Raw genomic sequence first — 14,428 nt, 5'->3', positions numbered from 1 at the left:
CAGACCTTTTATCAGAAATTTTTGAAATAATGGCCCTACAGCGATTAGGAAAGATAAAAACAACTTCATATTATAAACAAATGTTTAATTTTTAAGAGTTAATAACTTAAAAGTTAATATTTTAGGTTAACTTATTTTGGCATTTTTCCAGAATTCATGGGGTTTTAGAAAAAAAACGAAAATTTAAAAAAGTAAACATATTCACCTCTCGTTAGTAAAATGGAGTTTTTTTATTCATAATATTGTGAAAAACTCAATAACTTCTCTTAACTATGATTTATTTTTACAATACTCTAAAATTTAACAATGATATTAATCACATTAACAAATTTTAATATTAATGAGGACCACTGTAAATTTGCCCTCAGAAAGTATTAAAATTTTTTAAAATGAAAAAAATATTATTAGCGGGTGCTGTTGCACTTTTTGGTTTATCAAACGCTCAAATTGCTAAAGGAACTACATATTTATCAGGATCTGTTGGTTATTCTCAAGAAGAATCTAACAACGGAAACATTAAAAAAGAAAACTTCAACGTATTACCTACAGTTGGATATTTCGTAAACACTAACTTAGCAGTTGGATTAGGAATTGGTTACCAAACTGAAAAGAACACTGTAACTAATACAGCAACTTTAGGAAACACTACAATTGTAAACGAAAGCATCGTTAAAACTCCAGCTTTTGTTGTTGCTCCATTCGTAAGAAAATACTGGACTTTATCTGACAAGTTATATTTCTTCGGACAATTAGCAGTGCCAATGCAGTTTGGAAAAACTGAAACTGAAACTAACTCTGTAGCTACTTCTGGAAATTCAGTTGTTACAAACTCTACTTCTACTGAAGCTAAATACACTAAAATCGGTGTTACTGTGAAGCCAGGTTTAGATTATTTCTTAAACAAGAACTGGTCTATCGAAGCTACTATCGGTGAGTTCGGTTATAGCAACTACAAGCCAAAAGATGGTGATGCTACAAACAACTATAACTTCGGATTGAATTTATCTTCTGTAACTTTCGGAGTTAAATATGTATTTGCAAAATAATAAACAAAGCATATAGCAAGAAAGCCCTGAGAAATTCTTAGGGCTTTTTTTTATAAAACTAATATAATAATCATGAAAAAAATCGTATTGATGGGCGCTGTTGCGCTTTTTGGTTTATCAAACGCACAGATTGCTAAAGGAACTTCTTATCTTTCAGGACAGGTAGGGTTTTATCACAAGGAAACCAATGAATTTGGTGGGAACAGAAAGGACAATGTAATCAGGATTCTTCCTACAGCAGGTTATTTCGTTAATACAAATTTAGCGGTGGGACTAGGAGTAGGATACAAAAGTGCTGTTACCAAATACAAAGTAAATGCAAGTGAATTCAGTAATCCGGTTGAAATAAAAAATACGGATAACGCATTTGTGGTAGCTCCATTCATAAGAAAATACTGGACTTTATCTGATAAATTATACATTTTCGGACAATTGCAGGTTCCATTGGAGTTTGGCAAGGAAGAGTTGGATTTTAACAGTGATGGTAATGGTGGAGATCCTATACTTTCCGCTCCGTTTATGCAAAAAAATAACTATACTAACATTGGAGTGAATATTAAGCCGGGTCTGGATTATTTCATAACGAAGAACTGGTCAATTGAAGCAACAATAGGAGAGTTCGGGTACAATACTTACAAAAGAGATATTGACGGTGCCAAAAGAGCTGATGACTACAAATTTGGGATCAGTTTAACTTCCGTGACTTTTGGAGTTAAATATGTATTTGCAAAATAATAAATAAAATAGATGAATTAGTCCTGAGATTGCTATCTTAGGACTTCTTTACTATAAAACTATTTAATAATCATGAAAAAAATCTTATTAGCGTCTGCAATCGCTTTATTTGCAGGTTTAAATGCGCAAACCACATTCGGGTTAAAAGCAGGATATGCTTTATCAAAATTGAATACTAATGAAGGTGATTTTGAATTTGGTGGAATTGAAGGCGGCATGAAATCTAAATCCGGATTTTATGTTGGGGGTTTGGTTGAACACAAATTCAATAACAAATTTGCTATTCAGGGAGAGCTTGAATATGCTAATCTTGGAGGAAAAGCAGAAGTTTCATTGCCAGGTATTACAGTAACTGAAAAGATGAACCTTAACAGAATTGTAATTCCTGTGTCTGCAAGATATTATGTAACTCCGGAACTAGGTATTTATGCAGGTCCGTATGTGAGTTTTAAGACCAATAACAAGGTGAAATTTGAGATGAGCGGTCCGAATGCAGGAATGGTAGATCCTTCAGGAATCCGAGAAGGAGAGCGTTATGTAGAAAGGTATCTGAATGATACATTGAAATCCACAGATTTTGGTATTTTCTTAGGAGCTGATTACAACATCCATAAAGGATTATTTGTAGATGCACGCTATAGCTTTGGTCTTACCAATATGATCAAGAACCCTGTAGATGGTGAAACATTAAAAATGAATTTCTTCCAGCTGGGGCTAGGGTATAAATTTAAATAAACCCATATTCAGATAAAATAAAAACTCTCAGAAATTCTGAGAGTTTTTTTATGAATGATTTTGTCTTGTTATTTTCCCATTCCGCCCATTCCCGGCATATTTGGCATCTTGCTCATCATCTGCATCATCTGCTTTCCTTGAGGGCCCTGCATCATCTTCATCATTTTACCCATTTGGTCGAATTGTTTCATCAGTTGATTTACATCTTCGATTTTTCTTCCAGCACCTTTAGCAATTCTTCCTTTTCTCTGAGTATTGATGATAGAAGGTCTTCTTCTTTCCTCAGGAGTCATAGAGTAGATAATCGCTTCAATGTGCTTGAATGCATCATCACTGATTTCTACATCTTTGATCGCTTTTCCAACACCAGGAATCATGCCCATTAAGTCCTTCATGTTACCCATCTTCTTGATCTGATTGATCTGTTTTAGGAAATCATCAAAACCAAACTCGTTTTTAGCGATTTTTTTGTGAAGTTTTTTAGCTTCTTCTTCGTCAAACTGCTCCTGAGCTCTTTCTACCAAGGAAACAACGTCTCCCATTCCCAGGATTCTGTCTGCCATCCTTTCCGGGTAGAAAAGGTCTAAAGCTTCCATTTTTTCTCCTGTAGAAATGAATTTGATTGGTTTTTCAACAACAGAACGAATCGTCAAAGCAGCTCCACCACGGGTGTCACCATCTAATTTAGTTAAAACAACTCCGTCAAAATTCAAAGCATCGTTGAATGCTTTTGCCGTATTCACAGCATCCTGACCTGTCATTGAGTCAACAACGAATAGTGTTTCATCTGGTTTAATGAAGTAATGAACTGACTTAATCTCGTTCATCATCTGTTCATCAATTGCCAAACGACCTGCCGTATCCACGATCACAACATCATGACCGTTTGATTTTGCAAAATTAATTGCGTTTTCAGCAATCGTAGAAGGATTTGTAGAACCTTCTTCTGTGAAAACTGGAACCCCGATTTGTCCACCTAAAACTTTTAGCTGGTCAATCGCAGCAGGACGGTAAACGTCACATGCCACCAATAAAGGTTTTTTATTTCTTTTTGTTTGTAAATAATTAGCAAGCTTTCCTGAGAATGTAGTCTTACCAGAACCCTGAAGACCTGCAATAAGGATTACAGATGGTTTTCCTGAAAGATTGATTCCTTCCTGAGAACCTCCCATAAGGTCTACCAATTCATCATGGACGATTTTCGTCATCAGCTGTCCAGGCGTAAGGGAAGTAAGAACGTTCTCTCCTAATGCTTTATCCTGAACTCTTTTAGTAAGATCTTTTGCAACTTTATAGTTAACGTCGGCATCTACCAATGCTCTACGGATCTCCTTTACGGTTTCCGCTACATTGATTTCGGTAATTTTTCCTCTACCGGAAATATTATGTAATGCCTTGTCTAATTTATCCTGTAAACTATTAAACATATTTATTGTAAATTATAGGTTTGCAAAAATAAGGAATTTTTAGCATATCTAAAGTGTCCGGACGTAATATTATATAGATAAGAAAAAATGATATATATCAAATCTTATCATAATACGATAGAAAAAGTCTATTTTTGCGGTCTATTAAAATTTAGAATGAAAATCAATCCCAATATTCTTGTTGTCATTTTATTCTTTCTGACGTTCCTGGTGCATTTTTCTCTTTGGAAATTTGTTTTTCACCTGGATGAAATTGTGATCATTAAGTTTTATGTTTTCTTGAGCGTCATGTTTATGATGATGATTACTCTTATTATCTTAATCAATAGAGTAGCACCGGAATTTTTAGGATTGTCTGTCATTGGTTTGATTCTTTTAAAATTTGGTTTGATGTACTTAATCAGAAAAAAACTGAACTTTGAAGTGATTCCAGGCTATAAATTCCATTTTATCATCCCTTATTTTGTCCTGACAGCACTGCTTACATACTATGCGATCAAGCTGATTAATCATGATAAAAAACAGTAAAATAATTTATTGAAACTAGAAAAAATATCATATTTTTGCACAACGAAAAAAACCTATCAATGTTTAAGAAATTCGCAGTTTTATTCTACAGTATTTTTGTATTAAACTTAGTGTCTGCACAGCACGGTGAGGCTACTGCCGGGGCAGCTCCTGCTCAAGAGCTTTCAGAGAAAGACAAAGTAAGCAAAGAAAACAAAGAGTTCATCGATCATCACTTGTTGGATGCACATGATTTCACATTGATGGTTGATAAAGACGGTCACCACATCGGTTTCCCTCTTCCTGTTATTGTATATGATAATGGTTTTCACTCTTTCATGAGTAATAAAGAAGGGTTTATGCATGGAGAGCCTACTGAAGTAGACGGTTCTTTTTATGTATTGCACCATGAGAAAATCTATAAGACTGATGCAGCTGGAACTATAACTCTTGATGATCACGGTCACCCAACTAACGTAAAACCATTAGATCTTTCAATTACAAAAAGTGTACTGATCATTTTATTAGTATCAATCTTTATGTTAGTGTTGTTCGGTGGTATGGCTAAGTCTTATAAAAAATCAGTGGTTCCTACCGGTGCTGCAAGATTTTTAGAGCCATTAATTATTTTCGTAAGAGATGAAGTTGCTATTCCAAACATCGGACATAAGTATAAGAGATTTATGGGTTATTTATTAACGGTATTCTTCTTTATTCTTTTCCTTAACGTTTTAGGATTAATGCCTTTCGGAATTAATGTTACAGGTAATATTACAATGACATTCTTCCTTGCAATCCTTACTTATTTGATTACAACATTCTCAGCTAACAAAGATTACTGGAAACACATCTTCTGGATGCCGGGAGTACCAGTTCCAATGAAGCTGATCATGCTTCCTATCGAACTATTAGGAACAATCACTAAACCATTCGCATTGATGATCCGACTTTTTGCAAACATGACTGCAGGTCACATCGTAGTAATGAGTTTGATCGGATTGATCTATGTATTTAAGAATTTTATCGCAGGTGTTGCATTCCCTTTCCTTACATTGGTAATTTATTTACTAGAGGTATTGGTGGCATTCCTACAGGCTTATATCTTTACAATGTTATCAGCTCTGTTTATCGGAATGGCAGTACAAGAGCACGAGCATGAACATCATGCAGCTCACTAATTGAAATTATAAATTAAAGTAAAACAAATTTTTTAAAATTATATATTATGGAAATCCCTAAAATTGTAGGTGCTGGTATCGTAGTACTAGGTGTAGGTATCGGTCTTGGTAAAATCGGAGCTGCTGCTCTTGAAGCTATCGCTAGACAACCTGAGCAATCTGGAAAAATCCAAACAGCTATGCTTATCGCAGCTGCACTTGTAGAAGGTGTTGCGTTTGCTGCTCTATTCGCAGTAAACTAATTGAAATCAGACCATTATCTGTGACGGTTGGTTACAGATAATGGTTCTTTAAAAAAAGTAATAATTATTTATACATTTATATAATGGAATTAATTCATCAGTTTTCGTCAGGATTATTTATTATCCAGTCTGTTATTTTTCTAGCATTATTATTTTTGTTAGGTAAATTCGCTTGGAAACCTATTTTAACGTCTATCAATGACAGAGAAACATCTATTGTTGACGCTCTTAATCAAGCTAAATTAGCTAGAAAAGAAATGGAAACTTTAAAAGAGGATAACGAAAGAATCATTCGTGAAGCTAAAATCGAAAGAGACGCTATCCTTAAAGAAGCTAGAGAAATTAAAGACAGAATCGTAGGGGAAGCTAAAGATGTTGCTAAAACTGAAGGAGACAGAATGATCGAAGCTGCTAAACAAACTATCAATGCTGAGAAAAATGCTGCTATGGCAGACATCAAAACTCAAATTGGTACTTTATCTGTAAACATTGCTGAGTCTATCTTGAAACAAAAATTAGACAACAGCGAAGCTCAAAACGAATTAGTTCAAAATTATTTAAACAAATCAAACCTTAACTAAGAATGCTTACATCTAAAGTAGCTAAAAGATACGCACAAGGTTTACTTGATTTTACAAATGAATCAGGTCAAACGGCTACTGTATTTTCTGAAATGAAAGATGTAGTAAAGATCATGAAAGAGTCTGCGGACTTAAACAAATTCTTCATGACTCCTTATATCGATTCTAAAAAGAAAATAGAAGTAGCAAATGAAATTTTCAAAGGTTTATCTGTCTCTTCTCAAAATCTGATCAGATTGGTGATTAAACACGGACGTGAAACCCAATTGAAAAATATCGCTCAGGAATTCATCAACAAAGTAGAAGACCTTAGCGGTGTACAGAGAGTAACACTTACTACAGCAACTCCGCTTTCAAAAGAGAACCTAGATCAGATTTTAAGATCTACAACTCTTGTAAACGCTGATTCAAACTTTGATCTGAAAGTGAATGTAAAGCCTGAAATTCTTGGAGGATATGTTCTAAGAGTAGGTGATCAGCAGGTAGACGCGTCTGTGAAGACAAAATTGAACCAAGTTAAAAAAGATTTCCAATTAAATTAAGAAAAACAACCATACAATGGCAGAAATAAATCCGGCAGAAGTATCTGCGATCTTAAAACAGCAATTGGCCAACTTCGACACTCAATCAAACGTTGAGGAAGTAGGTACAGTTTTAACCATCGGTGATGGTATTGCTCGTGTATACGGGTTAGAAAACGTACAATACGGAGAGTTGGTGAAATTTTCTAGTGATGTAGAAGGTATTGTACTTAACCTTGAAGAAGACAACGTAGGTGTTGCTTTACTTGGTGAAAGTAAATTAGTAAAAGAAGGTGATACAGTAAGAAGAACAAACAGAATCTCTTCTATTAAAGTAGGAGAAGGTATGTTAGGAAGAGTAGTAGATACTCTTGGTAACCCTATCGATGGTAAAGGTCCTATTACTGGGGATTTATACGAAATGCCATTGGAAAGAAAAGCTCCTGGAGTTATCTTCAGACAGCCGGTAACTGAGCCTTTACAGTCAGGTATCGTTGCAATTGACGCGATGATTCCTGTAGGAAGAGGTCAGAGAGAGCTTATCATTGGTGACAGACAGACAGGTAAAACTACTGTTGCAATTGATACAATCATCAACCAAAGAGAATTTTTTGATGCAGGTAACCCTGTATATTGTATATATGTTGCAATCGGTCAGAAAGCTTCTACTGTTGCACAAATCGTTAAAACTCTTTCTGATAAAGGAGCTTTGGCTTATACTGTAATTGTTGCGGCTAACGCATCAGATCCAGTTCCAATGCAGGTATATTCTGCAATGGCAGGTGCTTCTATTGGTGAGTTCTTCAGAGACACTGGTAGACCAGCACTTATCGTTTATGATGATTTATCTAAACAAGCTGTTGCTTACCGTGAGCTTTCTCTACTATTGAGAAGACCACCGGGCCGTGAAGCTTATCCTGGAGACGTTTTCTATCTTCACTCAAGACTATTGGAAAGAGCGGCAAAAGTAATTGCTGATGATAATATTGCTAAGCAAATGAACGATTTGCCAGAATCTCTTAGACCAATTGTAAAAGGTGGTGGTTCTTTAACGGCACTTCCAATTATTGAAACTCAGGCTGGTGACGTTTCTGCATATATCCCTACCAACGTAATCTCTATTACAGACGGACAGATCTTCTTGGAGTCTGATCTATTCAACTCAGGGGTTCGTCCTGCGATCAACGTAGGTATCTCTGTATCGAGAGTAGGAGGTAATGCTCAGATCAAATCAATGAAAAAAGTTTCTGGTACTCTTAAGTTAGATCAGGCTCAATATAAAGAACTAGAGGCGTTTGCTAAATTCGGTTCTGACCTTGATGCTTCTACTTTGGCAGTTATCTCTAAAGGAGAAAGAAACGTAGAAATCCTTAAGCAGCCGGTAAATGCACCACTTCCTGTAGACAGTCAGGTAGCGATCGTATACGCTGGAACAGAAAACTTAATGAGAAACGTTCCTATCAGAAAAATTAAAGAATTCCAACACGAATATATCGAGTTCCTAAGATCTAAGCACCCTGATACAATGGCTGCTATTAAGGCTGGAAAAATCGATAACGATATTACAAGTGTTCTTAAGCAGGCTGCTAATGATTTAGCTTCTAAATACAACTAAAAAATTCAATGTTTAAGGTTTAAAATATAACGTTTTAAGCCTTAAACTTTAGACCTTAAACTTTGAACCCAAATTAATGGCAAACTTAAAAGAAATACGAGGCAGAATTACGTCAATTTCATCTACGATGCAGATTACCCGTGCTATGAAAATGGTTTCCGCTGCGAAACTTAAAAAAGCACAGGATGCAATTGTAATGCTAAGACCATATTCTGAAAAACTACAGGAACTTATCCAGAATGTAAATTCTAGTTCAGATCCTGATCAGATTTCTGTATATGCTCAGAAAAGAGAGGTTAAAAGAATACTTTTCATCGCTGTTACTTCAAACAGAGGTCTTGCGGGAGCTTTTAACTCTTCAATTGTAAAAGAGCTTAACCTTCAGTTCCAGAACAATTCTCAATATGAGATTGAAGTTCTTCCTGTAGGTAAAAAAGCATTTGATGCTGTAAGAAGAAGCCGTTCAGTATATGCTAATGGAAGTTCTGTTTATGATAATCTGAACTTTGATGCTGTTGCTCATATCACTGAAGGAGTAATGGCAAGCTTCAGAGAAGGTAAATTTGACGAAGTATATGTTATTTATAATAAATTCGTTAATGCAGCAACTCAGGAAGTAACAACAGAACAACTTCTTCCAATCTCAATGCCTGAAAATACAGAATCACAGGTAGAAACAGATTATATCTTTGAACCGAACAGGGCTGAGATTCTGGATAACCTGATTCCTAAGTCTATTAAAACGCAGGTTTTCAAATCAATCCTTGATTCAGTAGCATCTGAGCACGGAGCGAGAATGACAGCAATGCACAAAGCTACAGATAATGCAGAAGCTTTGAGAAATGATCTTAAGATCTTCTACAACAAAGCAAGACAGGCAGCAATTACCAACGAAATCTTGGAAATTGTTTCCGGAGCAGAAGCTTTGAAAAATTCATAAAGAATTATTTTAACATACCATTAAAGCACCGAATTTATCGGTGCTTTTTATTTTTATAAGACTAAAACTGCTATTTACCGTTCAAAAACCGTCTTTTTATATAGAAATGAGAGGATGTATTCAATTATTTTTTTTAATAAAAAATAGCGACATCTTATCGCTTCATATTTTCTTTCAAAAAATCCTCAATCAAAATAATCTATCCCGGATTCAGGTTATTTTTATTTTGCATATCTTTGTACCTAATAAAATTTATACAACCTCTAAATGGACTCGGACATAGTCAGGCTTTTGCTGGCCTTATTTCTTGTTTTACTAAATGGCTTCTTCGTAGCCGCAGAATTTTCAATTGTTAAAGTTCGTTACTCACAAATTCAGTTAAAAGCCGCAGAAGGTAATTCTATGGCTAAACAGGCAGAACATATCATCAAGCATCTTGATGAATATCTTTCCGCTACACAATTAGGAATTACATTGGCATCCCTTGCTCTTGGTTGGGTAGGAGAAAGTGCCTTGCATCATATGGTTGAAAATATCTTCGCATCTCTGAGTATTGATCTTACTCAGACAACGATTACTACAATCTCTGTAGTGACCAGTTTTGTGTTGATTACCATTATGCACATTGTATTTGGTGAGCTTATCCCAAAATCAATTGCGATCAGAAAATCTGAAGCCACTACAATGGCAACAGCTGTTCCGCTAAGGGTTTTTTACACAATTTTTAAACCGTTTATCTGGTTGATGAACTCAATGTCAAATGGTTTCCTTAGATTGGTGAAAATTCACCCGGCTTCCGAACAGGAAATTCACTCTACAGAAGAGCTTCAGCTTTTGGTAAAACAAAGTGCTGACAGCGGAGAGATTGAAGAAGAAAACTATGAGATCATCAAAAATGCATTTGACTTTACTGATCATTCTGCTAAACAGATCATGGTTCCAAGACAGAATATTACTTCCATAGATTTTGAAGAAGATGTTACAGATATCATCAATAAGATTATGGACAGCGGGTATTCACGTATTCCAGTATATATTGACTCTATTGATAATATCATCGGAATTTTCTATACAAAAGAAATCATCAGGGAATTTGTTAAAAGAAAAGGAAATCTGGATCATGAAGACCTTAAAGATTTAATGCGGGATGCTTTTTTCGTTGTGGAAAGTAAAAAAGTTTCAGATTTGCTGAAAACGTTCCAGCTTAAAAAACAACATATCGCTGTTGTTATTGACGAATTTGGTGGGACTGAAGGAATTATTACATTAGAAGATATTCTGGAAGAACTGGTAGGGGAAATTCAGGATGAAGAAGACGATGAAGAAAAAATCGTTGATAAAATATCAGATAATACCTATTGGGTACAGGCTACGCAGCCTTTGGACGAAATCAATGAGTTTCTGCCTAAAAGACTTCCGCTTTCAGAAGAAAGTGAGTACAATTCATTAGCCGGATTCATTCTTTATGAGTTGGAAGATATCCCTGAAGAAAACCAGGAATTTGATCTTGAGGACTACCACTTTAAAATTCTGAAAATGAATAATAAAAGTGTAGAACTTGTAGAACTGGTCTATGAGGAACCTAATGCTATAGATCATTTAGCAGATAAAATTGGAGAAGTTTAAAACAGTTAGAATGAATTTTTATAATATCATAAAAGATTATGAAGATCCAAAGCGCCAGTATGAAGAAGATGTCCTCGTTCTGGATGATACGGATGAAGTTTATAAACTGGTACTGCATAATGACGATATTCATACATTTGATTATGTAATAGACTGTCTTATCGAAATATGCAAACATACCCTGGAGCAAGCAGAACAATGTACGATGCTTGTTCACTACAAAGGCAAATGTACCGTAAAAACAGGCTCAATGGATGTTTTGAAGCCTATGCATGAAAAATTAATTTCGCGCGAATTAACAAGCGAAATCGTATAAAATAAAAACCGGCAATAAATTTGCCGGTTTTTTTATTGAATCCGAAGGGGAAAGTTGAGTAATGGCAATAAATGACAAAGAGTAGAAGGCTTCAGGAAAATCTTTTAATCTTTAAATGCTTTAATCTTTTAATTTCTCAATACTCTTACATTGTCATATTTTATCTAAAATAGTATATTTGTACCAACTATAAAGAAACAAAAAAATAATGCTTGTAATAGGAATTGCCGGTGGTACTGGATCCGGCAAAACTACAGTTGTTGACAAGATACTTCAGCAGCTTGATATTGAGGGAATGAATATCCTTTCTCAGGATAATTATTATCACGACAACCAAGGTCTTACATTGACAGAAAGAGAAGCTCTGAATTATGACCATCCCAAGTCGATAGATTTTGAATTATTGATAAAACATGTGAAAGCTTTAAAGAATAATGAGCCTATTGAACAGCCCATTTACAGCTTTGTCACTCATTCCAGAACAGGAGATCATGTCACTGTAGAACCTAAAAACGTATTGGTAGTAGAAGGAATTTTGGTTCTTACCAACAAAGAATTACTGAAAGAATTTGATTTGAAAGTATTTGTTCATGCAGATTCTGACGAAAGGCTGATCAGGAGGATCAGGAGAGATACCCAGGAAAGAGGAAGAGATCTGAGCGAAGTATTACACCGTTATCAGACTACATTGAAACCAATGCACCAGGAATTCATAGAGCCTTCTAAAAATGATGCCGATCTTATTATCCCAAATATGAAGCAGAATTCCGTAGCGATTGATTTTTTAACTACTGTTATTAAAAACTCGTTGAAAAAACATTAAAAAAATGGAAGAAAACAACCTTATCAAAGACATTCAGCCGAAATCTGAAACATTCAAACTTATACAGAAATATGTTTTGAACAAGTATACCATTACGATCTGTCTGTTTTTGGTATGGATGATTTTTTTCGATAAAACCTCATTTCTTGTAATCAATGAACTGAATGGTGAGATCAGGAAATATGAAGAGCAGCTGGACTTCTACAAAAAAGAATACGAAAAAAATGATGCTTTTTATAAAAAACTGATGAACAACAAGTCTGAGAAGGAAAAATACGCAAGAGAAAATTATTTTATGAAAAAGCCGAATGAAGAAATCTTCATTTTGGTGGTAGACAGCACAAAAGTTGCCAAAAAATAATAAAGTTGAATAGAATTAAGTCAATAATGAAATGTATTTTTAGTTTTTAAAAATTCACTATTGACAATTCACAAATAAAAAAACTAATGTCAAATACAGATATATTTTCAAACTGGGAAAGTTTAGTCAAAAAACAACTTAAAACAGAGGATATTTACCCTATTTTAGAAAAACAAAATTTGGAAGGAATAGAGGTGAAGCCTTTTTACACAGAAGTTCAGAAGCCTTTGGTAAATCTGCCTAGAGTTGAAGAAAGTACCCATTTGGTAGCAAAATATCATGAAAGTTTAGAAGAAGAAGTATTTGCATTTATCCTTGATCATAATGTAGAAAATCTTGATCAGAAAACTCTTTTTGTCAACAACAAAGAACTTGCAGGACACATCAGCCCTAAAGAAGAAGATCAGTATTTTTCATTGATTGACATTTTTAATGAAAAAGAAGGAAATATAGACGATCAGCTGGCTAAAGAATTACTGGCCAAAGACTTTAAGAGAAATATCTGTGTTGATATTTCACTGCATCAGAATGCCGGAGCAGCCATTTATCAGCAGCTTGGTATTGCGCTGGCAAAAACTAAGGAACTGGTAGAAGCTTATGGTGCTGAAATTTTGAATAAGCTAATCTTCAGAATAGCAGTAGGAGGAAATTATTTCTTTGAAATGGCAAAACTGAGAGCCTTTAAAATTGTTTTCAACCAGCTTTCTAAGGAATATGGTATGGATGAAATTCCTTACATCTTTGCGGAGACTTCACTGCGAAATAAAGCCGTTTCTGACAATGAAAACAACCTGATCCGCTCTACATTAGAACTTGCTTCCGCAATGATCGGAGGAGCTGACGCTGTTTTTACCAATAATTATCTTGTAAACAGAAGTACAGATAATTCGGAAGAAATTTCTTTCAAACAGCAGATTGTGCTCGCTTACGAAAGTATCATCAATGTATTTGAAGATGCTGTGAACGGAAGTTATTATATTGAAGATATTACGAAGCAGTTTGCAGAGAAATCATGGGCTTTATTTGTTGAAATCGAGGAGGCTGGAGGGTATCTTGAACTGTTGAAACAGGGAGTTGTTCAGAAAAAGATCTATGATCATGCTGTTGAAGAGCAGCAATGGATTGAAGAAGGAAAAATAAAGCTGATAGGGGTAAATTTATACCCTAAATTAGACGTTAAAAAGTCTATCGGAGATCTGTATAACGAAAAGGAGATAAAAGCGGTTCGCTGGGCTGAAATGTTTGAATAATGAAAGAAAAACTGGTAGACTTATTTGAATACACCTATCATTTCAATGTTGAGATGATTAAAGTTATTTCTGAAAACAGAGAACTTGTTGATGATAAAACCATCAGTCTGATTAATCATACTCTTAATGCACAACAGATCTGGAATGCCCGGATTCTGGGAGAAACTACTTTTGAAGTCTGGCAGATCAATCCTTTTGAATCTCTTGAGGAAATTAACCATAGAAATTTTCTTAAAAGCATTGATATTATAAGAAATTTTGATCTGGACAAAAGAGTAGAATATCAGAATTCAAGAGGAACAAAATTTGAAAACAGTATTTTTGAAATGCTTTTTCATGCAGTCAATCACTCTACCTATCACAGAGGACAAATCAATTCTTTGCTTAAGCAGAATGGAATAACTCCGGTATTGACGGATTATATTTTTTACAAAAGATAATTTTAATATAATAATGTTTTGACTCTGCTTAGCATGATATTTCTAATACTTGTTTTTTGTAGTCGAAGCATTGATAACATATTAT

Annotated in this window: 17 protein-coding genes; 16 read left to right on the top strand and 1 reads right to left on the bottom strand. The window is 34.8% G+C overall.

What is annotated here, in order from left to right; translation table 11 throughout:
* Window positions 1-389 precede the first annotated feature (389 nt).
* The 3 genes from CHRYMOREF3P_RS03495 to CHRYMOREF3P_RS03485 all read left to right on the top strand — a co-directional run bounded on the left by CHRYMOREF3P_RS03495 (window position 390) and on the right by CHRYMOREF3P_RS03485 (window position 2,516).
* Window positions 390-1,046 (top strand): outer membrane beta-barrel protein, encoded by a 657-nt coding sequence (locus CHRYMOREF3P_RS03495; RefSeq protein ID WP_077416940.1) that lies wholly within the window; start codon window positions 390-392, stop codon window positions 1,044-1,046.
* A gap of 72 nt (window positions 1,047-1,118) precedes the next feature.
* A complete protein-coding gene (locus CHRYMOREF3P_RS03490; RefSeq protein WP_180563865.1) occupies window positions 1,119-1,781 on the top strand; it encodes an outer membrane beta-barrel protein in 663 nt (220 codons plus the stop codon).
* A gap of 72 nt (window positions 1,782-1,853) precedes the next feature.
* Complete coding sequence (locus CHRYMOREF3P_RS03485) at window positions 1,854-2,516, top strand: porin family protein (RefSeq protein WP_077416945.1); 663 nt, start codon at window positions 1,854-1,856, stop codon at window positions 2,514-2,516.
* A 68-nt stretch (window positions 2,517-2,584) separates the two neighbouring features.
* On the opposite strand, the gene ffh is transcribed toward CHRYMOREF3P_RS03485, so the two are convergent.
* On the bottom strand, window positions 2,585-3,943 hold the full coding sequence (gene ffh, locus CHRYMOREF3P_RS03480) for a signal recognition particle protein (protein ID WP_077416947.1): 1,359 nt from the start codon (window positions 3,941-3,943) through the stop codon (window positions 2,585-2,587).
* Window positions 3,944-4,099: 156 nt separating this feature from the next.
* On the opposite strand from ffh, the gene CHRYMOREF3P_RS03475 reads away from it, so the two are divergent.
* The 13 genes from CHRYMOREF3P_RS03475 (at window position 4,100) to CHRYMOREF3P_RS03415 (ending at window position 14,343) form a co-directional block, all read left to right on the top strand.
* Entirely contained in the window at window positions 4,100-4,471 is a 372-nt protein-coding gene (locus CHRYMOREF3P_RS03475; RefSeq protein ID WP_180563864.1) for a hypothetical protein, read from the top strand.
* Between the two features lie 59 nt (window positions 4,472-4,530).
* Window positions 4,531-5,628 (top strand): F0F1 ATP synthase subunit A, encoded by a 1,098-nt coding sequence (gene atpB, locus CHRYMOREF3P_RS03470; protein WP_077416949.1) that lies wholly within the window; start codon window positions 4,531-4,533, stop codon window positions 5,626-5,628.
* Between the two features lie 47 nt (window positions 5,629-5,675).
* Window positions 5,676-5,870 carry an ATP synthase F0 subunit C gene (atpE, locus tag CHRYMOREF3P_RS03465; RefSeq protein ID WP_002979108.1) on the top strand — a complete coding sequence of 65 codons (195 nt, stop codon included), beginning with the start codon at window positions 5,676-5,678 and terminating at the stop codon, window positions 5,868-5,870.
* Between the two features lie 83 nt (window positions 5,871-5,953).
* The gene (locus CHRYMOREF3P_RS03460; RefSeq protein ID WP_077416951.1) at window positions 5,954-6,451 is read left to right on the top strand and encodes a F0F1 ATP synthase subunit B; all 498 of its coding nucleotides are present in this window, start codon (window positions 5,954-5,956) and stop codon (window positions 6,449-6,451) included.
* Between the two features lie 2 nt (window positions 6,452-6,453).
* The gene (gene atpH, locus CHRYMOREF3P_RS03455; protein ID WP_077416953.1) at window positions 6,454-6,993 is read left to right on the top strand and encodes an ATP synthase F1 subunit delta; all 540 of its coding nucleotides are present in this window, start codon (window positions 6,454-6,456) and stop codon (window positions 6,991-6,993) included.
* A gap of 16 nt (window positions 6,994-7,009) precedes the next feature.
* Entirely contained in the window at window positions 7,010-8,587 is a 1,578-nt protein-coding gene (atpA, locus tag CHRYMOREF3P_RS03450) for a F0F1 ATP synthase subunit alpha (RefSeq protein WP_047385277.1), read from the top strand.
* A 76-nt stretch (window positions 8,588-8,663) separates the two neighbouring features.
* Window positions 8,664-9,527, top strand: a complete 864-nt coding sequence (gene atpG / locus CHRYMOREF3P_RS03445; RefSeq protein WP_077416955.1) for an ATP synthase F1 subunit gamma — start codon at window positions 8,664-8,666, stop codon at window positions 9,525-9,527.
* A 267-nt stretch (window positions 9,528-9,794) separates the two neighbouring features.
* A complete protein-coding gene (locus CHRYMOREF3P_RS03440) occupies window positions 9,795-11,153 on the top strand; it encodes a hemolysin family protein (RefSeq protein WP_077416958.1) in 1,359 nt (452 codons plus the stop codon).
* Window positions 11,154-11,163: 10 nt separating this feature from the next.
* Complete coding sequence (locus tag CHRYMOREF3P_RS03435) at window positions 11,164-11,469, top strand: ATP-dependent Clp protease adaptor ClpS (protein WP_077416960.1); 306 nt, start codon at window positions 11,164-11,166, stop codon at window positions 11,467-11,469.
* A 208-nt stretch (window positions 11,470-11,677) separates the two neighbouring features.
* Entirely contained in the window at window positions 11,678-12,292 is a 615-nt protein-coding gene (udk, locus tag CHRYMOREF3P_RS03430) for a uridine kinase (RefSeq protein WP_045497309.1), read from the top strand.
* Window positions 12,293-12,296: 4 nt separating this feature from the next.
* The gene (locus tag CHRYMOREF3P_RS03425) at window positions 12,297-12,653 is read left to right on the top strand and encodes an FtsB family cell division protein (protein WP_047374422.1); all 357 of its coding nucleotides are present in this window, start codon (window positions 12,297-12,299) and stop codon (window positions 12,651-12,653) included.
* 86 nt (window positions 12,654-12,739) lie between these two features.
* A complete protein-coding gene (locus CHRYMOREF3P_RS03420) occupies window positions 12,740-13,903 on the top strand; it encodes a methylmalonyl-CoA mutase family protein (protein WP_180563863.1) in 1,164 nt (387 codons plus the stop codon).
* On the top strand, window positions 13,903-14,343 hold the full coding sequence (locus tag CHRYMOREF3P_RS03415) for a DinB family protein (protein WP_077416964.1): 441 nt from the start codon (window positions 13,903-13,905) through the stop codon (window positions 14,341-14,343). Before CHRYMOREF3P_RS03420 ends, CHRYMOREF3P_RS03415 begins: the two co-directional genes overlap by 1 nt.
* Window positions 14,344-14,428: the final 85 nt, after the last annotated feature.

The sequence above is a fragment of the Chryseobacterium sp. JV274 genome, assembly GCF_903969135.1.
Lineage (GTDB): Bacteria > Bacteroidota > Bacteroidia > Flavobacteriales > Weeksellaceae > Chryseobacterium.
Note: the sequence above shows the minus strand (reverse complement) of the source record. Positions and strands in the feature narration are given on the sequence as shown.